At 73.0% G+C, this 23354-nt stretch carries 21 protein-coding genes and 1 pseudogene; 3 read left to right on the top strand and 19 right to left on the bottom strand.

The genetic code is table 11. The features are described from left to right. The 8 genes and pseudogenes from QK440_RS36125 to QK440_RS36090 form a co-directional block, all read right to left on the bottom strand. Nucleotides 1–2393: pseudogene (locus QK440_RS36125) on the bottom strand (hypothetical protein); the annotation flags it as partial. A 311-nt stretch (nucleotides 2394–2704) separates the two neighbouring features. Beyond that, nucleotides 2705–3916, bottom strand: coding sequence for a precorrin-6y C5,15-methyltransferase (decarboxylating) subunit CbiE (gene cbiE / locus QK440_RS36120; protein ID WP_282797493.1), 1212 nt, complete (start codon nucleotides 3914–3916; stop codon nucleotides 2705–2707). A 379-nt stretch (nucleotides 3917–4295) separates the two neighbouring features. Beyond that, nucleotides 4296–4943 carry a GNAT family N-acetyltransferase gene (locus tag QK440_RS36115; RefSeq protein WP_282797492.1) on the bottom strand — a complete coding sequence of 216 codons (648 nt, stop codon included), beginning with the start codon at nucleotides 4941–4943 and terminating at the stop codon, nucleotides 4296–4298. A 169-nt stretch (nucleotides 4944–5112) separates the two neighbouring features. Continuing rightward, complete coding sequence (locus tag QK440_RS36110) at nucleotides 5113–5949, bottom strand: MetQ/NlpA family ABC transporter substrate-binding protein (protein WP_282797491.1); 837 nt, start codon at nucleotides 5947–5949, stop codon at nucleotides 5113–5115. 1 nt (nucleotide 5950) lies between these two features. Then, nucleotides 5951–6781, bottom strand: coding sequence for a MetQ/NlpA family ABC transporter substrate-binding protein (locus tag QK440_RS36105; RefSeq protein ID WP_282797490.1), 831 nt, complete (start codon nucleotides 6779–6781; stop codon nucleotides 5951–5953). A 172-nt stretch (nucleotides 6782–6953) separates the two neighbouring features. Beyond that, entirely contained in the window at nucleotides 6954–7763 is an 810-nt protein-coding gene (locus tag QK440_RS36100; protein WP_282797489.1) for a methionine ABC transporter permease, read from the bottom strand. Further along, nucleotides 7760–8848: an ATP-binding cassette domain-containing protein gene (locus QK440_RS36095; RefSeq protein ID WP_282797488.1), complete on the bottom strand. Its 1089-nt coding sequence runs from the start codon at nucleotides 8846–8848 to the stop codon at nucleotides 7760–7762. The genes QK440_RS36100 and QK440_RS36095 overlap by 4 nt, the downstream gene beginning before the upstream one ends. Nucleotides 8849–9252: 404 nt before the next feature. Further along, a complete protein-coding gene (locus QK440_RS36090) occupies nucleotides 9253–9900 on the bottom strand; it encodes an HAD family hydrolase (protein ID WP_282797495.1) in 648 nt (215 codons plus the stop codon). A gap of 133 nt (nucleotides 9901–10033) precedes the next feature. Here QK440_RS36090 and QK440_RS36085 point away from each other — a divergent pair, with 133 nt between their 5' ends. Then, the gene (locus QK440_RS36085; RefSeq protein WP_190138903.1) at nucleotides 10034–10393 is read left to right on the top strand and encodes a hypothetical protein; all 360 of its coding nucleotides are present in this window, start codon (nucleotides 10034–10036) and stop codon (nucleotides 10391–10393) included. A gap of 7 nt (nucleotides 10394–10400) precedes the next feature. Next, complete coding sequence (locus QK440_RS36080) at nucleotides 10401–10835, top strand: hypothetical protein (protein WP_282797494.1); 435 nt, start codon at nucleotides 10401–10403, stop codon at nucleotides 10833–10835. An 18-nt stretch (nucleotides 10836–10853) separates the two neighbouring features. On the opposite strand, the gene QK440_RS36075 is transcribed toward QK440_RS36080, so the two are convergent. The 3 genes from QK440_RS36075 to QK440_RS36065 all read right to left on the bottom strand — a co-directional run bounded on the left by QK440_RS36075 (nucleotide 10854) and on the right by QK440_RS36065 (nucleotide 13283). Beyond that, nucleotides 10854–11399, bottom strand: a complete 546-nt coding sequence (locus tag QK440_RS36075; protein WP_282797487.1) for a GNAT family N-acetyltransferase — start codon at nucleotides 11397–11399, stop codon at nucleotides 10854–10856. Between the two features lie 40 nt (nucleotides 11400–11439). After that, entirely contained in the window at nucleotides 11440–11964 is a 525-nt protein-coding gene (locus QK440_RS36070; protein ID WP_282797486.1) for a sigma-70 family RNA polymerase sigma factor, read from the bottom strand. A gap of 74 nt (nucleotides 11965–12038) precedes the next feature. Continuing rightward, complete coding sequence (locus QK440_RS36065; RefSeq protein ID WP_282797485.1) at nucleotides 12039–13283, bottom strand: glycerophosphodiester phosphodiesterase; 1245 nt, start codon at nucleotides 13281–13283, stop codon at nucleotides 12039–12041. A 417-nt stretch (nucleotides 13284–13700) separates the two neighbouring features. On the opposite strand from QK440_RS36065, the gene QK440_RS36060 reads away from it, so the two are divergent. Beyond that, complete coding sequence (locus QK440_RS36060; protein WP_282797484.1) at nucleotides 13701–14390, top strand: lysophospholipid acyltransferase family protein; 690 nt, start codon at nucleotides 13701–13703, stop codon at nucleotides 14388–14390. A gap of 94 nt (nucleotides 14391–14484) precedes the next feature. Here the strand turns inward: QK440_RS36060 and QK440_RS36055 are convergent, their stop codons facing one another. The 8 genes from QK440_RS36055 to QK440_RS36020 all read right to left on the bottom strand — a co-directional run. Then, the gene (locus tag QK440_RS36055) at nucleotides 14485–16029 is read right to left on the bottom strand and encodes an MFS transporter (protein ID WP_282797483.1); all 1545 of its coding nucleotides are present in this window, start codon (nucleotides 16027–16029) and stop codon (nucleotides 14485–14487) included. Continuing rightward, nucleotides 16026–16577, bottom strand: coding sequence for a TetR/AcrR family transcriptional regulator (locus QK440_RS36050; protein ID WP_282797482.1), 552 nt, complete (start codon nucleotides 16575–16577; stop codon nucleotides 16026–16028). The genes QK440_RS36055 and QK440_RS36050 overlap by 4 nt, the downstream gene beginning before the upstream one ends. 150 nt (nucleotides 16578–16727) lie before the next feature. Continuing rightward, nucleotides 16728–18158, bottom strand: a complete 1431-nt coding sequence (gene argH / locus QK440_RS36045; protein WP_282797481.1) for an argininosuccinate lyase — start codon at nucleotides 18156–18158, stop codon at nucleotides 16728–16730. 89 nt (nucleotides 18159–18247) lie between these two features. After that, on the bottom strand, nucleotides 18248–19441 hold the full coding sequence (locus QK440_RS36040) for an argininosuccinate synthase (RefSeq protein WP_282797480.1): 1194 nt from the start codon (nucleotides 19439–19441) through the stop codon (nucleotides 18248–18250). A gap of 830 nt (nucleotides 19442–20271) precedes the next feature. After that, nucleotides 20272–20820 (bottom strand): arginine repressor, encoded by a 549-nt coding sequence (locus QK440_RS36035; protein WP_190138912.1) that lies wholly within the window; start codon nucleotides 20818–20820, stop codon nucleotides 20272–20274. Between the two features lie 7 nt (nucleotides 20821–20827). Further along, on the bottom strand, nucleotides 20828–22069 hold the full coding sequence (locus QK440_RS36030; protein WP_282797479.1) for an acetylornithine transaminase: 1242 nt from the start codon (nucleotides 22067–22069) through the stop codon (nucleotides 20828–20830). Next, entirely contained in the window at nucleotides 22066–22983 is a 918-nt protein-coding gene (gene argB / locus QK440_RS36025; RefSeq protein ID WP_282797478.1) for an acetylglutamate kinase, read from the bottom strand. Before argB ends, QK440_RS36030 begins: the two co-directional genes overlap by 4 nt. 59 nt (nucleotides 22984–23042) lie before the next feature. Beyond that, the coding region (locus QK440_RS36020; protein WP_282797477.1) for a bifunctional ornithine acetyltransferase/N-acetylglutamate synthase at nucleotides 23043–23354 on the bottom strand (312 nt) is incomplete at its 5' end.

Raw genomic sequence — 23354 nt, 5'->3', positions numbered from 1 at the left:
GCGTCGGCGGCCTGGTCCCGCGCGGCAGGCTCGGCGGGCGCGTCACCGGGCCCCGGCGCGGCGACGTGCTCCGGCGGCAGCGGGAGCGGCGGCGTCGGGGCCAGGTGCGGGGTGGTCGGCACCGAGCCCTCGACCGGTACGAACTGGCCGAGGGGCACGGCCTGCGCCTCGGCACCGGGCACGGTCGGGGCGAGCTGCGGGCCCTGCGCCCCGGGCCACGGCTGGGCGGCGTCGGGGGCCTGCGGGGTGACGGGGGCGGCCGCGGGCTGCTCGGCCGGGGCGGGCCCGGCGAACGCGGCCGCGCCCTCCTCGTCGGCGACCGGGAAGGCGGACGGCACCGGAGCGGCCGGGACCGCGACGGCTTCGGAGCCGTCGGGCACGGCGTCGGCGACCGGCGCGGGCCCGTCGCCCGCGCCCTCGGTCGGGGCGTGGGTGCCTTCCGGGCCGGTACCGGCCTCCGGGGAGCGCGGACCGGCGTTCTGCGCCGGCGCGTCCGCTACGGGGGCGTGCGGAGCGGATGCTTCCGTGGTGCCGGGGGCGCCCGGGGCATCGGGAGCGGGCACGGCGCCCTCGGCGCCCGGCGTCTGCGCCGGGTCCGCCACGTGCGCCGCCTGCGCTTCCTGCGCCCCGGTGGGTACGCCTGCGTCAGCGGGTACTTCCGATGCCTCAGGGGCTTCGGTGACGGGGGCGGCCTCGGACGGCTGGGGCGGAACGGACGTGGCTTCCGGTACGGCTGCGACGGGGGCGGCCGCCGGGTCGCTCGGGACCTCCGGGGCGGCGGGGCTCTCGGGAGCGTCCAGGGCTTCGGGAGCGTCGGGGGCTGCCACCGGGTTCTGTGAGGCTTCCGGGGCTTGCGGGGGTGCCGGGGCTTCTGGGGCTGCCGGAGCTGCCCGGGTGTGTGCGGCGGAGGTATCGGGAGTGGCCGCGGGGTTGGTGGTGACCGGGGCGTCGGGTGCCGCGGCCGCGGTCTCGGTGGCGACCGCGGTGTCGGCCGCGACCGCGGAGTCAGCCGTCGGCGCAGTGTCGGCCGCGGGCTGCGTGGCCGCGGCGTCCGGAGCGACAACAGCATCCTGAGCAGCGGCAGGAGCGTCCGGAACCTCTGCGGTGCCGGGGGCGGTCGCAGCGGCCTGAGCGTCGGGAGTTCCGGCGGCTGCGTGCGTTGCCTGGGGTGTCACGGGTGCCTGGGCGGCCTGGGGTGCTTGTGGTGCCTGCGGGGCTTCCGCGACCTCGGGGGCAGCAGGGGCCTCGGTGGCGTCCGTGGCTTCGGTGGCTTCGGTGACCACAGGAGCCTCAGTGACCCCAGGAGCTTGAGTGGCCTCAGGGGCCTGAGTGACGCCAGGAGCCTGAGAGGCTTCCGTACCGCCAGGAGCCTCAGCACCACCAGGGGCCTCCGTGACGCCCGGGGCCTCGGTAACGCCCGGTGCCTCAGTAACGCCCGGGACGACCGTTTCTGCAGGCAGCGCCTGTGCCTGCGCCTGTGCCTCCTGGGCCGGTACGTCCGCCCCGGGCACCGGCTGGGCGCCCCAGGGCATCGCTCCCTGGCCCGGGATGTCGCCGAGCTGCGGGCCGGGCAGAACGCCGCCGTCGGCCCCGGCGTCCTCGCGCGGGATGTCCAGGTACTCGGGGCCGCTGGTCGGCGGGCCCGACTGCCGGACGCCCGCGGGGTGCGCGGGACCGCCCGCCGGGCCCCGGTCGGAGAGGGAGCGGACGGGGCTCGCGGTGCCGTCCGGGACGACGGGCGCGGCGGGGCCCCGGTGCAGCGGACGGCGGGAGCTCCCGTGCTGGGAGGCGGCGGTGTGGGCGGGGCCCGCGGGCATCGGGATGCCGTTCAGGTCGACGGAGCCGCTGTCCCGGCCCGCCGTCTCGTGCGGCCCGGGCTGGTGCTCGGCCTGGTGGAGGCCGACGGCGCCCGGGGCCGCGAGGGGCTGGGCCTGGGCCACCGGCGCCTGGACTGCCTGGGCGGGGGCCTGGTGCGGGCCCGGCTGGAGGCCCGCCTGGGGCTGACCCGGCTGCGGCTGAACCGCCGGGGCCTGCTGCCCCGCCGGGGCCTGCTGCGCGGCGGCGCTCTGCGCGAACGCCGCCTGGGCGTCCCGCGCCTGAGCGGACTGCGCCTGTGCGGACTGCGCCGACGCGGCTCCCGGCTGCGCGGGCACGCCGGGCGCCCCGGTTGCCGCGGCGGCCGGTGGCTGCTGTCCGGGACCGGGCTGCGCGGACTGCTGCGCCTCGCTCCACGCGCCCTGGGCACCCGGCATCAGCAGCAGGTCGTCGTCCTCGGCGGGGTGCTCGGAGGGATCGAGGAAGGTGTAGGGGTCCGGCGCGGGGACGCCCGACTGCTCCACCATGCCTGCGCTCTCCGGCAGCCCCTCGCCCGGGACCTGGCCGGTGTCGGTCATGCGTACCCCTCGCCCATTGGTTAGTCCTTCTGTGACCGCCCGTCATCCACAACGAGCGTGCGTACCGCGCGGCACGCGCCGCGTACGGGCCACAAGGCATTGTCGCGGTTGCTCCGCCGTCGCGGCAGCTTGATCGGCCACGGTCCGCTGTGGACTGCGCCACGTCGCGCGTCCAGCGGTCCGCCGTACCACACGCACCCCCCAAGACGGGCGAGCTCTCCGGACATTGACCAGGTAATCGCCGGGCACCCGGGTGCGGTACAACGATCGGCCAGCCTACAGCGCACGGCGTGCGGGCAGGGCCGCCAGGGTCACGAGGTGCGGTCGAGAAGGAGGCCCGAGAGCAGGAAGACGACGGTCCGCTTCCGCTCCGTCCAGGCACGGGTGTCGAGTTCGACGGACTGCAGGAGGGCGCACTCGACGGCGTATCCGTGCTCCGTCAGGTTCCGGCCGAGGAGTTCGGCGGCGTCCCGGGTGGGGGCGTGCGTGACGATGCGCTCCGGGCGCCGGTCGGCGACGGCGGACACCACCTCCGCGCCCCCGCCCCCGACGCGGACGACGTCGGGCTCGGGGAGGCTTTCGAGGATGTGCGGAGCGGTGCCGTGGACGACCTGGACGTGGACGCCGTAGCGGCGTACGACGGCCGTGGTACGGGCGCAGGCGTCCGGGTCCTGGTCGACGGCGATGACGGCGGCGCCGAACCGCGCGGACTCCGCGGCGAAAGCGCCGCTGCCGCAGCCGATGTCCCAGACCAGGTCGCCCACGCGAGGCCCGAGGCGGGCGAGTTGGGCGGCGCGGATGCGGTCGCTCTCGCCCTCGCCCAGCTCCTGCTCGCCGCCGTAGGCCGCGGCGGGCTGGGCCCAGCCGCGCGGGTCGGTGCCGGGGTCGCGGCCCGCGATCCAGCCGCTGTCGTGGGCGGCGGCGCCGCCGATGACGATGACGACGTTGGGGTCGCGCCAGGTGTGGTCGGCGGCCTTGTCGGAGGTGACGACGGAGACCTGCTCGCGCTCGGTGCCGAGCTCCTCGCAGATGACGAAGGTGCGGTGGACGCCTTCGAGGAGCAGGCCGAGTTCGGCGGGCCCGGCGCCGGGCGCGGTGAGCACGGCGACCTTGCTGTGCGCGCGGCACACGTTCACCGCGCGGCGCAGGGTGCGCGGGTGGGCGACCACGACCTGGGCGTCGTCCCAGGGCATGCCCGCGCGGGCGAAGGCCTGGGCGACGGAGGAGACCCCGGGCACCACCTCGACCTCGAGGCCGAACTCGGGGGCGCGCAGGGTGCGGACGACGCCGAAGAAGCCGGGGTCGCCGTCCGCGAGGACGACGGCCGTGCCGCGGTGGGCCGCGATGCGGCGGGCGGCGAGGGCGATGCTGCCGAGGCGGATGCGTTCGGCGGCCGGGGGGACCTCGGGCAGGGCGAGGTGGTGGGCGGCGCCCGCGACGAGCGTCGCGGCGCTCAGGGCGGAGCGTGCCGCGGTGGTCAGTGGCGAGCCGTCCCAGCCGATCACCGTGACCCGGTCGGCCATCGTCGTCTGTCTCCTGGGGTCGTGGTCGGGTCGTCGGACGGGGCGGCCGTGTGCGGCCAGGAGGGAGCGTACCTGGTGGTGCCCCGCCGGGAGGCCCCCGAACCCGCCCCTTCCCCGAAACCAGGGACGGCCGCCCCCGGACCCCGCTCCTTCGGCGCTCCGCGCCCCGTCCTCGCACGCCGGACGGGCCGCGGCTCACGGGAGCCGCACGTCGCGTACGCCCCGGCAGGGGGCGGGCGGGGAAAGCCCCGCGGAGCGGTCCGGCACGGGCAGCCGATGACGGCGGGGCGGAAGCCTCCGGCCCCGCCCGGCGCCCAGGACGCGTACGGCGGACGAGCCGCGCAGCGGCGTGGCACCGCTCAGGGCGCCCCCGCCGGAGTCAGCTCCAGTCGGAGAACGCCGTCACATGCTCCGCGACGCCCTCCAGGTCCTCCGGCAGGAGGCTCCACACGATGAGGTCGGTGCGCAGGTCGATCCAGCCGCCGAGGGGGTCGCCGCCGTTTCTCATGCGCGCTATCCAGGCGCCGCGCAGGACGCCCTCGCTGACGCAGCCGATCTTCTGGGCGACCTGCTGCGCGGCGGTGTTGTCGGCGGCGGTGCGCAGCTCGACGCGCTCGAACTTCTGGTCGTGGAACAGCCACTGGGCGGTGGCGAGCGCGGCCTCGGTGGCGTAGCCCTCGCCGCGGGCCCACGGCGCGGTCACGTAGCTGAGCTCGGTGGAGCGCACCCGCCAGTCGGTGCGGCGGAGTTGGACGGTGCCGACGAGGCGCTGGGTGAGGAACTCGGTGACGGCCAGGGCGAGGCCGCGTCCGGCGGCCCGTTCGGCGGGGGCCCGCCGGGCGATCCAGGCGCGCGCGTCGGCCTCGGTGTACGGCTGGGGCACGGCGGTCCAGGCGGTGACGAGCTCGTCGTTCATCATCTCCGCGTACGCGGGGACGTCCGCCTCGTCGAAGGGGCGCAGCACCAACCGCTCCGTGCTGATGGAGATGTCGGGGAATCCCGAGGAGCCTGTGGGGGCTGTGGTCATGCGCCGCTCCGTAACCTTCATGGGCCTGCCGTTCCGTGTACCTTCGTCGTCGCTCTCACGGGCCTTCGGCCTGCTGAAGGATTCAGCATGCAGCATGGTGACGGGCCGTCGCACCACGGGGTCCCGCCGCCGGGGCCGGCGGGACCCCGGGTGCGGGCGGTCCGGTGGGTCAGCCCGTGGTGGCGGGCAGCACGGAGCCCTTGTAGGTGTCCTCGATGAACTTCCTCACCTCGGGTGACCTCAGGAGCCCGGCGAGCTTCCGGACGTCGGGGTCGTTCTCGTGCCCCTTCTTGACGGCGAGGACGTTGGTGTACGGGTTGTCCTTCGCGGACTCCAGGAGGACGGCGTCCCTGGCCGGGCTCAAGCCCGCGTCGAGCGCGTAGTTGTTGTTGATGACGGCCGCGTCGACGTCTTCGAGGGAGCGCGGTAGCTGTGCGGGCTCCAGGGGCTTGATGGTGAGCTTCCTGGGGTTGGCCGCGATGTCCTCGGGGGTGGCGTTCGCGCCCGCGCCCTTCTTCAGCTCGATCACACCCTTGGAGGCGAGCAGGTGGAGCGCCCGGCCCTCGTTGGTGGTGTCGTTCGGGACGGCGACGGTGGCTCCGGTGCGCAGCCGGGTGACGTCCGTGAGCTTTCCGTCCCCCTTGCCGGGGGCCGCGTACACGCCCATCGGCGGCAGGTAGACCTCGGTCACCGGCACCAGGTCCGTCTTCTTGGAGGCGTTGAAGTCCTCCAGGTACGGGGTGTGCTGGTAGAGGTTGGCGTCGAGGGAGCCCTCCTGGAGGGCGGTGTTGGGGGTGACGTAGTCGGTGAACTCGCGGATCTGGAGGTCGAGCCCCTCCTTCTGCGCGAGGTGCTCCTTGATGTACGTCAGGACTTCCCCGGCGGGCGTGGGGGTGGCCCCGACGACGAGCGTCTCGCCGTCGGAGCCGGAGCCCGCGCCGCAGGCGGTCAGGCCGAGCGCCAGGGCCAGGGCCCCGGCCGCCGCGGCTGTGCCCGGCGCCCGCATGTCAGAACGCGGCGACGACGGAGCCGTCGTACTTGTCGTCGATGAACTTCTTGACCTCGGGCGAGGTGAGGAGCTTGACGAGCTTCTTGACGCGCGGGTCGTCCTCGTTGCCCTTCTTCACGGCGAGGAAGTTGCCGTAGGGATTGTCCTTGGCCTGCTCGGCGACGAGGGCGTCCTTGGCGGGGCTGAGGTCGGCCTCCAGGGCGTAGTTGCCGTTGATGACCGCGGCGTCGACGTCCTTGATGGTGCGGGGCAGGGCCGCCGCCTCCAGCTCCTTGAACTTGAGGTTCTTCGGGTTGGCGGCGATGTCCTTGGGCGTGGCCGCGAAGCCGGCGCCGTCCTTGAGCTTGATGACGCCGTTGTCCGCGAGGAGCTTCAGGGCGCGCGCCTCGTTGGTGGTGTCGTTGGGGACGGCGACCGTCGCGCCCTTCTCGAGGTCGGCGAGCTTCTTGATCTTCTTCGAGTAGACGCCCAGCGGTTCCAGGTGCACCGTGCCGTTCGGGACGGGGACGATGTCCGTCTTGTTCTTCTTGTTGAAGTCGTCCAGGTACGGCTTGTGCTGGAAGTAGTTGGCGAAGACCTCGCCCTGCTGCGTGGCCGTGTTCGGCGTCACGTAGTCGGTGAACTCCTTCACCTCCAGCTCCAGGCCCTCCTTCTCCGCCAGGTTCTTCTTGACGTAGTCGAGGATCTGGCCCTGCGGGGTGGGGGTGGCGGCGACGACGAGCGGGCCGTCCTTGTCGCCGGCGGAGTCCTTCGAGCCGCAGGCGGTGAGCCCGAGGGTGAGGGCTCCGGCGGTCAGGACAGCAGCGGTGATCTTGGTGGTGTTACGCACGAAAAGTGCCTTTCTCCATGGGTGGTGCACGCCCGCGGCGATGACGCGGGGTGGTGCTGGGTGAACTCGGAGGTTCACGGGGCTCCGCGCGGGCGGAGCCCCGGGCTCAGGGGACGACCCGCACAGGGGATCGACCTGCTCAGGGGACCGGCCCGCTCAGGGACCGGCCCGCTCAGGGAACCTTGACCGGCTCGGGCCCGGTCTCCGCGGCGGCCGGCGCGGTGGCGCCCCCGGTCGCGGCGCCCTCGGCCGTGGTGCCGTCGGCCGCGGCCTTCGGCGTCCCGCTCCGCAGCAGCTTCAGGCGCGGCGCGGCTCCCGCGTGGCCGCCGCGCCGGTGGAGCCTGCGGGCGGCGTAGTCACCGGCGAACTGGATGATCGAGATGACCACGGCGAGGATGCCGACGGTGATCCACATCAGCTCGGTCTCGAAGCGCTGGTAGCCGTAGCGGACCGCGAGGTCGCCGAGGCCGCCGGCGCCGACGGTGCCGGTGATCGCCGAGTAGCCGATGAGGGCGACGACGGTCGTGGTGGCGCTGGAGATCAGCGACGGCAGCGACTCGGGCACGAGGACCTTGCGTACGACGGTCCAGGTGTTGCCGCCCATCGACTGCACGGCCTCGACCAGGCCGTGGTCGACCTCGCGCACGGCCGTCTCGACCAGCCGGGCGAAGAACGGGATGGCGCTGATCGCGAGCGGCACGATCGCGGCGTCACGGCCGATGGTGGTGCCGACGACGGAGCGCGTGAAGCCCATCAGGGCGACCATGAGGATGATGAACGGCATCGAGCGGCCGATGTTCACGACCTGCCCGATGACCTTGTTCACGACAACGTTCTGCAGCAGGCCGCCGCGGTCGGTGAGGACCAGGAGCAGGCCGAGCGGCAGGCCCGCGGCGACGGCGATGAGCGCCGACCAGCCGACCATGTAGAGGGTGTCCCAACAGGCCTGCTCCAGCAGGGGCTGCATCTCCGACCAGGTCACTTGGCACCTTCCTTCGCGAGCGCGAGCGCGGAGTCCCGCGGCGCGTCCGCCGAGTCCTGCGGCGCGTCCGCGCCGTCACCGTCGTGTCCGGCGACGTCGACCTGGAGGCCCCGCTCGCGCAGGAACCCGATGGGCACGACGTTCTCCTCGAAGCGGCCGGGCAGCTCGATGCGCATGCGGCCGACCTGCTTGCCCGCGACGGTGTCCATCGCGGCGCCGAGGATCGAGATGTCGATGTTGTACGTGCGCGAGAGCTGCGAGATGACCGGCTGGGTCGCGGCCTCGCCGTGGAAGGTGACGTCGACGACGGTGCGGTGGTCGCCGGAGGCGGCGCCGCTGAGCGGGAACAGCGCGGCGGCGAGCTGCGAGCCGGGGGTGGCGAGGAGCTCGCTGACGGTGCCGGACTCCACGATCCGCCCGCGCTCCATCAGGGCGGCCGAGTCGCAGACGGTCTTGACGACGTCCATCTCGTGCGTGATGAGCAGGACGGTGAGACCGAGCTGGCGGTTGAGGTCGCGCAGGAGCTGGAGGATCGAGCGGGTGGTCTCGGGGTCGAGGGCGCTGGTGGCCTCGTCGGAGAGCAGGACCTTCGGCTCGCCCGCGAGCGCCCGGGCGATGCCGACGCGCTGCTTCTGGCCGCCGGAGAGCTGGGCCGGGTAGACCTTGGCCTTGTCGGCGAGGCCGACGAGGTCGAGCAGGTCCAGTGCCTTGCGGGAGCGCTCCTTGCCGGACAGGCCGAGGATCTCCAGCGGCAGCTCGACGTTGTCCTGCACGGTGCGCGAGGACAGCAGGTTGAAGTGCTGGAAGACCATGCCGATACGGCTGCGGGCGGCGCGCAGCTCCTTGCCCGCGCGCGGGCCGCGGCCGGCAAGGGCGGTGAGGTCCTGGCCCGCCACCGTCACGGTGCCGGAGCTGGGGCGCTCCAGGAGGTTGACGCAGCGGATCAGCGAGGACTTGCCGGCGCCGGACTGGCCGATGACGCCGTACACCTCGCCTTCGCGTACGTGGAGGTCGACTCCGTCGAGGGCGGTTACTTCACGACCGCGTGAGCGGTAGACCTTGGTCAGGCCGGAAGTGGTGATCACTGGGTTTCCGTCACTGTCGAGTGCGCGGCGCGGGTCGCGCCGGGGCACGGGGCATTCGGTCGGAACGCGGCACGGTTCTCGCGGTGGCGGTGGAACCGGAGGACGTGTGCGCGGGGCGGTCTCGCGTCCGCCACGCCGCCTACGGGCGGGACGTGGGGGCGCGGGGCACGCAGGCTTCGCTTCGGGGCGCGAGGCGCAGTGGTACGGGGGCCCTCAGAAGGCGCACATTCGACACATACAACGAGCACCGGGCGTCGTCATCGCCTCGGTCGCAAGGGTGCGGCTGCTCGTCGTGGTCATGCGGACAGTAAAACACGCGGGCGGCGGCGTCCCGCCAGCGCTGTCCGAATAGCGGACAGGAAACGGGCGCCGACGGACGCCGGCGCCCGGTCCACGGGCGGCACTCAGCCGCCGATGACGAGCTCGACGCCACCGGCCGTGGCCTGCGCGGACACGGCCGAGAGGTCGGGGACGAGCACGTCGGCGCTCAGTTCCGCAGCGGCGTGCGTTGTGGTCAACGCCACGGTGGTCATGCCCGCGGCGCGGCCCGCGGTGAGACCGGCGGGTGCGTCCTCGAAGACCACGCAGCGGGCCGGGTCGGCGCCGAGGGTCCGCGCGGCGAGCAGGAAGGGCTCCGGGTCGGGCTTGCCACGGCTGATGTCGTCGGCGGCGATCAGCGTCCCGGGCCGGACGCCGGCCTCGGCGAGCCGGGCCTCGGCCAGGCGGCGCGTCGCGGAGGTGACGACGGCCCAGCGCTCCACGGGCAGGGACGCGAGCAGGCCGAGGGTGCCGGGCAGCGCCTCGACGCCGCCCGCGACGTCCGAGACCTCCAGCTCCTCGATGCGCGCGACGGCCTCCGGGACACGCGCCGGGGGCAGCAGGTCGGCGACGATCTCGGCGGCGGGGCGGCCGTGCAGCCCGACGCGCGCGAAGTCCTCCGCGGTGACCCCGTACTCCCCCGCCCATCGCGTCCAGCAGCGCCGGACCGACTCCAGCGAGGAGACGAGGGTGCCGTCGTTGTCGAACAGCAGCGCCTCGGCGTGCAGGGTCAGGGGTTCGGCCCGGTTCTTCAGGGGGTCCGGAGAGATCTTCATGGGGTCCGACGATACGTCCGCGGCCCCCGGCGGATCCCGGGGCCCCGGGCCCGGGGACATCGGGTCTTTTGGCCCGTAATAGGGTCGCGGCATGCTTGTAGCCCTGACCGTCGCGACCTCCGTGGCCGCACTCGCGCTCGCGGCCTGGTGCGGCTTCGCCGCCTACCGGGACCAGCCGACGAAGGACTGGCACTTCATCGGCATGGGCGTGGTCACCCTGCTCGCACTGGTCCAGCTCGTCGTCGGCGTCGTCCAGCTCGCGCGCGGCGAGGACCCGGAACAGGGCACGACGATCTTCGTGGCGTATCTGATCGGCTCGTTCGCCTGCGTCCCGGCGGCGGGCTTCATGTCGCTCGCCGAGCGCACCCGCTGGGGCTCGGTGACCGTCGCGGCGGGCGGGGTGGTCCTCGCCGTGCTCGAAGTGCGCCTGTACGACATCTGGGGAGGCTGAGGTGGCCGTGACCGGAACCGACGAGGCCCCGGCCGAGCCCGGGCGCCGCAAGCTGATCACCGGCCCCGGCATCCTGCTGGTGTGGCTGTACGGCGTGATGGTCGTGGGCGCCGTGTCCCGCTCGGCGGTGCAGATCTCCACGGACTTCGGCAGGGCGCCGCTGGCCTACTCGCTGTCGGCGCTCGCCGGTCTCGTCTACGGCTTCATCACGTACTCGCTCGTCCGCGGCGGCGAGCGGGCCCGCAAGGCGGCGCTGGTGTGCTGCGCCGCCGAGCTGGTCGGCGTGCTCGGCGTCGGGGCCTGGACGCTGGCGGAGCCGTCCGCGTTCCCGGACGCGACGGTCTGGTCGGACTTCGGGATGGGCTATCTGTTCATCCCCGTGCTGCTGCCGGTGACCGCCCTGTACTGGCTGCGCCGGTCCCGGGCGGCGACGGAGGCCTGAGCCCGGGCCGGCGGGGGGCTAGGCGCTGGTGGCGAGTGCCTGCGTCTCGGTGGCCGGAGCGGGCTCCGCGCCGTCGGTGTCCTCGGCGTCCTTGGCGAGCGTGACCAGCGTGAGCCGGTCGTTCACCCGGCGGGTGCTCACCGGCTGGTAGCCGTGCTTGCGGTAGAGCTGGAGGTTGCTCTCGCTGCGGTGTCCGGAGAAGAGCTCGAAGCGGCGGGCGCCGCCCTCGCCGAGCCGGCGCTCTATCGCGTCGAGCAGCCGGCCGCCCAGGCCGTGCCGCTGCATGCGCGGGTGGACGACGAGCTTGCCGACGCGGGCCGTGCCGGACGCGTCGACGCCGCCGCGCACGGAGGCCACCACCTCGTCGCCGAGGCGGGCGACCAGGACGGTGCCGTCGGCGAGCTCCTTCTTGAGCGAGGCCAGGGTCTGGGTCAGCGGCTCGATGGAGTAGTCGCCGTACAGCTCGGCCTCGCTCTGGTAGCAGAGGTACTGCAGTTTGAGGATCTGCTCGGCGGCGTCCTGGTCGTCGGCCGCCGCTTCCGAGATGGTCACGCTCATGCCCATGTGTGCATGCCTCCCGCTCACCTGCTCCACCGGTTGTCCCTCACTCCTTTCCCCACGGGCCAGGAGTCGCAACCTCTTGCGCGAGCATTCTGCGCAGGCATCCCAGGCAACGGGAACGTTCCGGTCCCAAAGATCCTTGTGACATTCCCAACTCTCCTGCGATTTCACGGTACGTGAGGTCCTTGGGCGACAGAAGTGCAGCCAGGAGGCGGGGGCAGCGTCCGGGCAGCCGGCGTACCGCCGCGTGGAGGACGCGGTACCGGTCGGCCCGCAGCACGCGCTGCTCGGGGCCGCGCTGGAGGTCGTCGGCGGGCTCGGTGACGTAGGGCCGCTCGCGGCGGGCGGTGTACCGGGTGCGGTGGGCCTCGTCGCGGACGGCGGTGCGCAGCCAGGCCGCGGGGTCGGTGAGCGGGCGCTCGGCGTCCAGGTGCTCGAGCAGGCGCAGCCAGACGGCCTGTTCGAGGTCGCCGGGGTCGGTGGGGCCGCCGTGCGCCTCGGCCAGGGCCTCGGCGGCGAGCAGCGGACGCAGGGTGGTGACGAGGTCGGGCGGGAGCATGGGGGTCATACCCGTGACGACGCGGCCGTTTCGGTCGTGGGTTTCCGAAACGGCCGCGGCTCACCCCAACCGGGAGGTTCCCGTCATCCGTTGACAGAGCTGCCAGAACTGCCAGAGCTGCCAGAGCGGCCGGAGCGGCCGGAACCGCCGGAGCGGCCGGCGGTGAAGTCGGCGGCGGCCAGGAGCGCGGTGTCCGGGTTGTCGGAGAAGATCCCGTCGATCCCGGTCGCGAAGTACGCCTTGAACGCGCCGAAGGCGTCGCCGTACGCGGCGGGGTCCGTGCCCTTCTTGAAGTCGGCGGGCAGGAAGGTGTTCTCGTTGCGCATCGTGTACGGGTGCAGGACCAGCCCCCGGGCGTGGGCGTCGCGCACGAGCGTGGTGGGCTCCAGGAGCTTGCCGTCGGGGCCCTTGGGGATGATCAGGTCCAGCGTCGGGCCGATGCCCTGGGCGAAGGAGGCGATCCACTTCAGGCCCGCGGGCTTGATCAGGTCGGCGACGGTGCGCGGGTCGTTCGCCTCGACGAAGTCCCAGGGGCGCGAGGCGGCGCCCGACAGCAGGACGACGCCGGGCGTGCCGACGAGCTTGCGCAGCCGCTGGATGCTGCTCGGCTCGAAGGACTGCAGGAAGGTCGGGGAGTTGCCGCGGTGGCGCTGGTGGCGGCGCAGGAGCTTGGCGAGGGGCTCTTCGAGGCCGAGGCCGAGCTTGCGGAAGTAGGTGGGGTGCTTGGTCTCGATGTGCAGCCACACGCGGCGGCCGCGCCTGCGGCCCTCCTTGTCCGCCCAGCGCAGCACCTCGTCGAGGGTGGGGATGCCCCAGCGGCCGTCGTAGAGGGTGTTGCGCTGGCGGGTGCCGGGGATGCGCTCCTTGGCGCGCAGCGTCCTCAGCTCGGCGAGCGTGAAGTCCTCGGTGAACCAGCCGGTCAGCTTGGTGCCGTCGACGGTCTTCGTCGTCCTGCGGTCCGCGAACTCCGGGTGCGCGGCGACGTCCGTGGTCCCGGTGATGTCGTTCTCGTGACGGCATACGAGATGGCCGTCCTTGGTGGGGACGACGTCCTGCTCGATGACGTGGGCGCCCATGTCGAGGGCGAGTTGGTAGGAGCCGAGCGTGTGCTCGGGCCGGTAGCCGCTCGCGCCGCGGTGGGCGATGACCGTCGGCACCGGCAGCTCCCCGCCGTGCCCGTGCCCGTGGCGCGCGTCGGCTCTGGCCACCCCCGGCGCTCCCGCGACGGCCGCGCCCGCCCCGAGGACCGCGGCGCCCAGGACCGCGCGCCGGCCCGGGCTCGCCCCCGTCCGCCGCCGACCCGTCGCGCCGTATTCGTCGTTCGCCATGGAGCGCTCCTCTTCCTGTCCTGCCGTGTACCGCCTTGCACCTGACAAAGCGGCACTGATCGTAGGTGGCCGCGGGTGACGTACGGGAGTCCCGGGGCCGAACGTACGGGTGACGCGTGGTGTCCGGCGGCCGTGGGGCGCGGGGGCGCGCGGGTCCGGCGCGCGGCCGCCGCCGGGCTCCGGACGCCCGGCCGGGGCGCGGGGACTTCCGGCCGTGTTCCGCCGGGGACGTGAGAAGCACCACTCGGACAAGCCGCGCAGTTCGCACCGGGGATACGGTCGTGCAGGCTGGGCACTCGCACGGCGAGGAGCGCACATCATCAGGTCAACTCCGCGTATCGGTCGCGTGAACCCGGTGTGCGTTCACAGGCGAGCCGCGAGTATCGTCCTCACCTGCACAGACTTGCTGCCGAACCGTTGACTCCGGAGGACCTGTTGTCCCGTCTAGCGCTCCTGAAGGCAGTGCTCGGACCGTTCTTGCGCCTGATGTTCCGCCCGCGGGTCGAGGGCGCGGAGAGCATCCCCGGGAGCGGTCCCGTCATCCTGGCCGGAAACCACCTCACGTTCATCGACTCGATGATCCTGCCCCTGGTGTGCGACCGGCCCGTCTACTTCATCGGCAAGGACGAGTACGTCACCGGCAAGGGTCTCAAGGGCCGCCTCATGGCGTGGTTCTTCACCGGCGTCGGCATGATCCCGGTGGACCGCGACGGCGGCCGGGGCGGCGTGGCCGCGCTGATGACCGGCAAGCGGATCCTGGACGACGGCCAGATCTTCGGCATCTACCCGGAGGGCACCCGCTCCCCCGACGGCCGCCTGTACCGCGGCCGCACCGGCATCGCCCGGCTGACGCTGATGACCGGCGCGCCGGTGGTGCCGTTCGCGATGATCGGCACGGACAAGCTGCAGCCGGGCGGCAAGGGCCTGCCGCGGCCGGGCCGGGTGACGGTCCGCTTCGGCGAGGCGATGGAGTTCTCGCGCTACGACGGCATGGACCGGGACCGCTACGTGCTGCGCGCGGTGACGGACTCGGTGATGACGGAGGTCATGCGCCTGTCCGGTCAGGAGTACGTGGACATGTACGCCACCAAGGCGAAGGCGGCCTGAGCCAGGCCGCGCACGGCGAAGGGCCGCACCCCCGGGGGTGCGGCCCTTCGCCGTTGCCCGGGCCCTTCGCCGTCGCCCGGGCCGGACGCCGGGGCTACGGGTGCTCGACGCCGTCCTCCAGCTTCTGGCCCTTGAGCAGGAACCAGGCGGCGACGGCCGTGGCGAGGAGCACCGCCGCGCCGACGCCCGCGGCGACCCGCAGACCGTCGACGAAGGCGTCCTGCGCCGCGTGCACGAGCGGTCCCGCCGTGTGCGCGGGCAGCCCGGCGCTCGCCTCGACCGCGCCGCCGAGGGACTCGTGCGCGGCCGCCGCGACGTCGGCCGGGGTGCCCGCCGGGGCCGTGAAGTCCCGGTAGACGCCCGTGACGATGGAGCCGAGCAGGGCGATGCCGAGGGCCGCGCCCAGTTCGTACGCCGTCTCGGAGACCGCGGAGGCCGCGCCCGCCTGCTCCTTGGGCACGCTGGACAGGATGACGTCGGCGGTCACCGTGAAGGAGAAGCCGGCGCCGATGCCGACCACCAGGAGGGCGGCGCCGAGCAGCGGGTAGCCGGTGTGCTGGCTCAGCGCGGTGAGCGCGGCCAGGGCCAGGCCCACGGCCGCGAGGCCGCCCGCGACGACCGAGCGCACCGAGAAGCGGCGCGCCACCACGCCGGCCATCAGGCCCGCGGTCACCGCGCCGAGCGCGGCCGGCAGTTCGGCGAGGCCCGCCTCGAACGGCTGCCTGCCCTGGACCAGTTGCAGGAACTGGGACAGGAAGAAGACCAGGCCGGACAGGCCGAGGATGGTCAGCAGGTCGGCCAGGACGGCGGCGGAGAAGCCGCGGTTGCGGAACAGCCGCATGTCGAGCAGGGGCGCGGGGAGCGTGAGCTGCCGCCGGACGAACCAGGTGAGGGCCGCCGCGCCGGCGGCGCCCGCCACGAGCACGTCCCAGCGCGCCCCGTGGGCCGCCGCCTCCTTGACCGCGTACACCACGCCGATCATGCCGATGAGCGACAGGCCGACGCTGACCAGGTCCCAGGGGCCGGGCGAGGGGTTCTTCGACTCGGGGAGCAGCTTCACGCCGACGAGGACGAGTACGGCCATGACGGGCAGGTTGATGAGGAAGACCGAGCCCCACCAGAAGTGTTCGAGCAGGAAGCCGCCGACGACCGGGCCGATCGCCGCGCCCGCCGAGGCCATCGCGCCCCAGACGCCGACGGCGATGCTGCGCTCGCGCGGGTCGTGGAAGATGTTCCGGATCAGCGCCAGCGTCGAGGGCATCAGCGTGGCGCCCGCGACGCCGAGCAGGGCGCGGGCCAGGATCATCAGCTCCGGGGTGGTCGCGTAGGAGTTGAGCACGGACACCGCGCCGAAGGCGACGGCGCCGGTGAGCAGGAGCTTCTTGCGGCCGATGCGGTCGCCGAGGCTGCCCATGGACACCAGCAGACCGGCGATGACGAACGAGTAGACGTCGCCGATCCACAGCAGTTGGGTGCCCGACGGCTTGAGGTCCTCGCTGATGTACGGCGTGGCGAGGCCGAGGACGGTGGCGTCCACGGCGACCAGGAGCACGGCGAGGACGAGCACGGCCAGGGCGAGCCACCGGCCGGGCGGCCGTGCCACCTCGGAGGGCCGGGTGCGCTGCGCTGTGCTGATCATGGTTCCTCTCTTCGTTGTGCTCCGCCGATGAGCAGTTCGGCGACCATGTGGCGGAAGTCGTTGGCCGCGACGCGGCCGTCCAGGACGGCCCAGGCGCCCGCGCTGACGAGGCCGTACAGCGCCTCGGTCAGCCAGACGGCGGTCAGGTCGATGCGGAACTCGCCGTCCCGCTGGCCGCGCCGGAACAGCGCGGTCATGCGGTCGTCGATCCGGGCCCAGCCCTCGTGCCGCGACTCGCCCTCGAACAGGGCGTTCTCCGTGACCAGGAACGCGAGCAGACCGGCGGCCGGCTGGATCTCGCCGACCATGCGGCGCAGCGCGTCCCGCGCGGTGCCCTCGTCCAGCCGCGCGGCGTCCAGGGCGGCGAGACACTCCCGCAGGCCGAGGTCCTCCAGGGCGCGGACGAGCGCGTCCCGCCCGGCGAAGTGGCGGTGCAGGGTGGCGCGGCTGACGCCGGCCGCCTTCGCGACCTCGTCCATGGTCGCGGAGCCTTTGCGGGTGAGCAGGGCGGCGGCGCTGCGCAGCACCTGGTCGCGGTCGACTGACATGAGACAACCATAACCCGTGTGAGACATTTCTGTCTCACGAGAGGCGTACGGGTATACGAGCTGAAGGGGAAGCACGCGGTCGCGTGCTTCCCCTTCAACGTAGCTCTGTCCGGGTGCCCGGGCGCGGCGAGCGGTCCGCGCCGGGGTCCGCTACCGGCTCCGGGCCGTCGCCCACCGCCGCTGGACCGCCAGGTCCGCCCTCACCTCGGCGAGCTGGGCGGCGACGGCCGAGGGCGCCGTGCCGCCGCGGCCGTCACGGGAGGCCAGGGCGCCGGGGACGTTCAGGACGGTGCGGACCTCGGGGGTCAGGTGCGGGGAGAGCTTCGCGAACTGCTCGTCGGTGAGCTGGTCGAGCTCGATGCCCCGGGCCTCGCACTCCTTGACGCACTCCCCCGCGACCTCGTGCGCGACGCGGAACGGCACGCCCTGCTTGACCAGCCACTCGGCGATGTCCGTGGCGAGCGAGAAACCGGCCGGGGCCAGCTCCTCCATGCGCTCGCGATGCACGGTCAGCGTCGCCATCATGCCGGTGAAGGCGGGCAGCAGCACCTCCAGCTGGTCGCAGGAGTCGAAGACCGGCTCCTTGTCCTCCTGGAGGTCGCGGTTGTACGCGAGCGGCAGCGCCTTGAGAGTGGCCATCAGGCCGGTGAGGTTGCCGATGAGGCGGCCGGACTTGCCCCGCGCCAGCTCGGCGATGTCCGGGTTCTTCTTCTGCGGCATGATCGAGGAGCCGGTGGAGAAGGCGTCGTGGAGCGTGACGAAGGAGAACTCCTTCGTGTTCCAGATGATGACCTCCTCCGCGATCCGGGAGAGGTTCACGCCGATCATCGCGGTGATGAAGGCGAACTCGGCGACGAAGTCCCGCGAGGCGGTGCCGTCGATGGAGTTGGCGGCCGAGCCGCGCTCGAAGCCGAGGTCCCGGGCGACCGCCTCCGGGTCGAGGCCGAGCGAGGAACCCGCGAGCGCGCCGGAGCCGTAGGGCGACACGGCCGTGCGCTCGTCCCACTGCCGCAGCCGCTCGGCGTCCCGGGACAGGGACTGGACATGGGCGAGGACGTGGTGCGCGAACAGCACCGGCTGGGCGTGCTGGAGGTGGGTGCGGCCGGGCATCGCGACGTCCGGGTGCGCCTCGGCCAGGCCGACCAGCGCCTCCTGGAGGTCGGTGAGCAGGCCGCCGATGATCCGGGCGTGGTCGCGCAGGTACATCTTGAACAGCGTGGCGACCTGGTCGTTGCGGGACCGGCCGGCGCGCAGCTTGCCGCCGAGGTCCGGGCCGAGCCGTTCGAGCAGGCCCCGCTCCAGGGCGGTGTGCACGTCCTCGTCGGCGACGGTGCCGGTGAACGAGCCGTCGGCGACGTCGGCCTCCAGGCGGTCGAGCCCGGCGAGCATGCGCTCCAGCTCGTCGGCGGTGAGCAGCCCCGCCGTGTGCAGCACGCGCGCGTGGGCGCGCGAGCCCGCGATGTCGTACGGCGCCAGACGCCAGTCGAAGTGGACCGAGGCGGAGAGTTGCGCCAGCGCTTCGGCGGGGCCGTCGGCGAACCGGCCTCCCCAGAGGCGGACGTCGCCGGTGTTGCTGCTCACGTGCTGCTCCTCGTCAGGTGGTGGATGTGCGTCCGCCTCCCCGCGCCGCGCGCTTCGGGGAGGCGGATCTCACGCTGGTGCTCAGGGCCTCAGGCCAGGTCCCGCTTGGCGGCGATCTTCGAGGACAGGGCGAAGATGTCGATGAAGCCCTGGGCCTTGGACTGGTCGAAGGTGTCACCGGTGTCGTAGGTCGCGAGGTTGAAGTCGTACAGCGACTCCTCGGACTTCCGGCCGGTGACGACGGCCCGGCCGCCGTGCAGGGTCATCCGGATGTCGCCGCTGACGTGCTGGTTGGCCTCGTTGACGAAGCCGTCCAGGGCCCGCTTGAGCGGGGAGAACCACAGGCCGTCGTAGACCAGTTCGCCCCAGCGCTGCTCGACCTGCCGCTTGTACCGGGCCAGTTCGCGCTCGACGGTGACGTTCTCCAGCTCCTGGTGGGCGGTGATCAGCGCGATCGCGCCGGGCGCCTCGTACACCTCGCGGGACTTGATGCCGACGAGCCGGTCCTCGACCATGTCGATCCGGCCGACGCCCTGGGCGCCCGCCCGCTCGTTGAGCTGCTGGATCGCCTGGAGGACGGTGACGGGGCGGCCGTCGATCGCGACCGGGACGCCCTCCTTGAAGCTGATGACGACCTCGTCGGCCTCGCGCGGCGTCGCGGGGTTGGAGGTGTACTCGTAGACGTCCTCGATCGGCGCGTTCCAGATGTCCTCCAGGAAGCCCGTCTCGACGGCCCGCCCGAAGACGTTCTGGTCGATGGAGTACGGCGACTTCTTGGTGGTGGCGATCGGCAGGCCCTTGGCCTCGCAGAAGGCGATGGCCTTGTCCCGCGTCATCGCGTAGTCCCGTACGGGGGCGATGCACTTGAGGTCCGGGCCGAGCGCCTGGATGCCGGCCTCGAACCGCACCTGGTCGTTGCCCTTGCCGGTGCAGCCGTGGGCGACGATGCCGGCGCCGTGCTTCTTCGCGGCGGCCACGAGGTGCTTGACGATGGTGGGCCGGGACAGGGCGGAGACCAGCGGGTACCGGTCCATGTAGAGGGCGTTGGCCTTGATCGCCGGGAGGCAGTACTCCTCGGCGAACTCGTCCTTGGCGTCCGCGACCTCGGCCTCGACGGCACCGCAGGCGAGCGCGCGCTTGCGGATCACGTCCAGGTCCTCGCCGCCCTGGCCGACGTCCACGGCGACGGCGATGACCTCGGCGCCCGTCTCCTCGGCGATCCAGCCGATGGCGACGGAGGTGTCCAGGCCGCCCGAGTAGGCGAGTACGACGCGCTCGGTCACGGGTTTCTCCTCACAGTGCATTCGCTCGCTCAGTGCATTCACTGATATGCATGAGTATGCAGCCTCCCGCATGAATCGTCAATCCACCACGCGAGTGAGGGGGCCTCCGGCCTGTACAACCGCCCTACCGGCGGCCAGGATGCGCGGCGGCCCCTTGCCCGCGGGTTCAATCGGCCTAGCGGCCTCGTCCTCAAACGCCGGACGGGCTGGGATGTGCCACGACCGGCGCGCATGCTTCTGCGGGCTGTTCTGGGCGTATCGGCCTAGCGGCCTCGTCCTCAAACGCCGGACGGGCTGGACTGTGCCGCAGCCGGCCCGTGCGCCTCTGCGGGCCGTTCCGGGCATACCGGCCTAACGGCCTCGTCCTCAAACGCCGGACGGGCTGGGATGTGCCGCGGCCGGTCCACGGGGCTCTGCGAGCCGTTCCGGGCGTACGCCGGAGGGGCTGGGACTGTCGTGCTCACGTGGTGGCGGACTGGGTGAAGGGGGCCGGGGAAATCAAGCCCGTCCGGCGATTGAGGACGAGGCCGGAGGCCGATGACGCCACGAAGGACCCGCAGACACACACGGACGGGCCGGGAACACCCAGCCCGTCCGGCGCTTGAGGACACGGCCGCAGGCCGGTCAGTCAGACAGTGGAGCCAACCCGCGGAAGCAAGCCGACGACCAGGGCAGATTCAGCCCGTCCGGCGATTGAGGACACGGCCGGAGGCCGGTCGGCGGAGTCGGCCCGCAGAAGCAGGACGACAGGCCGGGAGAGATCAGCCCGTCCGGCGATTGAGGACGAGGCCGGAGGCCGATGACGCCCCGCCCAAGGCCAGAGGCCAGCCCTAGTGTTCGTTGGAGGCCAACCGCAGCAAATGGTCCGCCAGCGCCTGGCCCCCCGTCGCGTCCCTGCTGATCAGCATCACCGTGTCGTCGCCCGCGATCGTGCCGAGGATGTCGTGCAGCTCGGCCTGGTCGATCGCGGAGGCGAGGAACTGGGCGGCGCCCGGCGGGGTGCGCAGCACCACGAGGTTCGCCGAGGCCTCGGCAGAGATGAGCAGCTCGCCCGAGAGCCGCCGCATCCGCTCCTCCTTGGCCGACTCGCCGAGCGGGGCCCGCGGCGTGCGGAAGCCGCCCTCGCTCGGCACGGCGTAGATGAGGTCGCCCTCGGCGTTGCGGATCTTGACGGCGTTCAGCTCGTCCAGGTCCCGGGAGAGGGTCGCCTGGGTGACGCTCAGGCCGTCGTCGGCGAGGAGCTTCGCAAGCTGGCTCTGCGAGCGGACGGGCTGCCGGTTGAGGATGTCGACGATCCGGCGGTGCCGTGCCGTACGGGTCTGCGGCACCGCGGGCCCGGCGGCGCTCTCCCCTCGCTCGTTGCGCTGCGCGTGGCTCATCGTCGTCTCATTCTCCGGATCGTCCGTCCCCGTTCGCCGCGGCCGCGGCCTGGTCCAGGACGCCGGGCAGCGCCTGGAGGAACGCGTCCACCTCGGCGTCGCGCACGTTCAGCGGGGGCATGAGCCGTACGACATCCGGGGCGGGCGCGTTGACCAGGAAGCCGGCGTCCTGAGCCGCCCGCTGCACGTGCGCGGCCAGCGGCTCGGTGAGCACCATACCCAGCAGCAGGCCCGCGCCCCTGACATGGTCGACCAACCGGTGCCCGGCTGACTCGATTCCGTCCCGGAGCCGCTCGCCCGCCCGCTTGGTGTTCGCGAGCAGCCCCTCGGCCGCGATCGTGTCGAGCACGGCGAGCCCGGCGGCGCAGGCGACGGGGTTGCCGCCGAAGGTGGTGCCGTGGTGTCCGGGCTTGAGCAGGTCGGCGGCCGGGCCGAAGGCGACGGTCGCGCCGAGCGGCAGGCCGCCGCCCAGGCCCTTGGCGAGCGTGACGACGTCCGGCAGGACGTCCTCCTCGGCGAGGTGGGCGAACCAGTGGCCGGTACGGCCGATTCCGGTCTGCACCTCGTCCAGGACGAGCAGGGTGCCCGTGGCCCGGGTGATCTCGCGGGCCGCCTTCAGGTATCCCGCGGGCGGGACGACGACGCCGTTCTCGCCCTGGACGGGCTCGACGATCACGAAGGCGGTGTCCTCGGTGACCGCCGCGCGCAGCGCGTCCGCGTCGCCGTACGGTACGTGCGTCACGTCCCCGGGCAGCGGCAGGAACGGCTCCTGCTTGCCGGGCTGGCCGGTCAGGGCGAGGGCGCCCATGGTGCGGCCGTGGAAGCCGCCCTGTGTGGCGACCATGTGCGGGCGCCCGGTGAGCCGGCCGATCTTGAAGGCGCCCTCGTTGGCCTCGGCGCCCGAGTTGCAGAAGAAGACGCGGCCCTGGCGGCCGAAGTGCTGGAGCAGCCGCTCGGCGAGGGCGACGGGCGGCTCGGCGACGAAGAGGTTGGAGACGTGGGCGAGCGACGCGATCTGCCGGGAGACGGCCTCGACGACGGCGGGGTGTCCGTGGCCGAGCGCGGTCACCGCGATGCCGCCGACGAAGTCGACGTAGGCGGTGCCGTCGGCGTCCCAGACCGTGCTGCCCTCGCCGCGCACCAGGGGCAGGCGCGGCGTGCCGTAGTTGTCCATGAGCGCGGCCTGCCAGCGCGCGGTCAGCGACGCGTTGGACGGGTCCTTGGCGGTGGGCGGGGTGGCGGGCGTCATGCCGGGGCTCCCTGGGTCGGTCCGTCGGGCACGACCATCGTGCCGACTCCTTCATCCGTGAAAATCTCGAGCAGGATCGCGTGCTGGACCCGGCCGTCGATGACGCGGGCGGTGTGGACGCCGTTGCGGACCGCGTGCAGACAGCCCCGCATCTTCGGGACCATGCCGCTGGACAGCTCGGGCAGCAGTTTCTCCAGTTGGGCGGCGGTGAGGCGGCTGATGACCTCGTCGCTGCGGGGCCAGTCCTCGTAGAGGCCCTCGACGTCGGTGAGCACCATCAGCGTCTCGGCACCAAGCGCCGCAGCGAGTGCCGCAGCCGCCGTATCAGCATTGACGTTGTAGACATGCCCCTTGTCACCTTCGTCCTGGGAGCGGGCGATGGAGGAGACCACCGGGATGCGGCCGTCGGCCAGCAGGGCCTCGACGGCGCCGGTGTCGATCGCGGTGACCTCGCCGACCCGGCCGATGTCGACGGGCTCGCCGTCGATGAGCGGGCGGTGCCGGGTGGCGGTGATGGTGTGCGCGTCCTCGCCGGTCAGGCCGACGGCGAGCGGGCCGTGCTCGTTGAGCAGCCCGACCAGCTCGCGCTGGACCTGTCCGGCGAGGACCATGCGGACCACGTCCATGGCCTCGGGCGTGGTGACGCGCAGCCCCGCCTTGAACTCGCTGACCAGTCCCTGCCGGTCGAGCTGGGCACTGATCTGGGGGCCGCCGCCGTGCACCACGACGGGCTTGAGGCCCGCGTGGTGCAGGAAGACGACGTCCTGGGCGAAGGCCGCCTTCAGCTCGTCGTCCACCATGGCGTTGCCGCCGAACTTGATGACGACGGTCTTGCCACGGTGCCGGGTGAGCCAGGGCAGGGCCTCGATGAGGATCTGTGCCTTGGGCAGAGCGGTGTGCTTGCGGGTGCTCATGGGCTGTTCAGGGTCCTTGGGTCCAAGGCGAGCGGGCGCGGGGCCGGGGCCCCGCGGCTCTAGGACGAGTAGGCGCTGTTCTCGTGGACGTAGTCGGCGGTCAGGTCGTTCGCCCAGATGACGGCGGACTCGGCGCCCGCGGCCAGGTCAGCGGTGATCCGCACCTCGCGGTAGCGCATGTCGACGAGGTCGCGGTCCTCGCCCACGGAGCCGTTCTTGCAGACCCAGACGCCGTTGATGGCGACGTTCAGGCGGTCGGGCTCGAAGGCGGCGGAGGTGGTGCCGATGGCGGAGAGCACCCGGCCCCAGTTGGGGTCCTCGCCGTGGATGGCGCACTTGAGGAGGTTGTTGCGGGCGATGGAGCGGCCCAC

It is taken from the genome of Streptomyces sp. CC224B, from assembly GCF_030010595.1.
Taxonomy (GTDB): Bacteria; Actinomycetota; Actinomycetes; order Streptomycetales; family Streptomycetaceae; genus Streptomyces; species Streptomyces longispororuber.
This window is presented reverse-complemented; position numbering and strand designations above follow the sequence as displayed.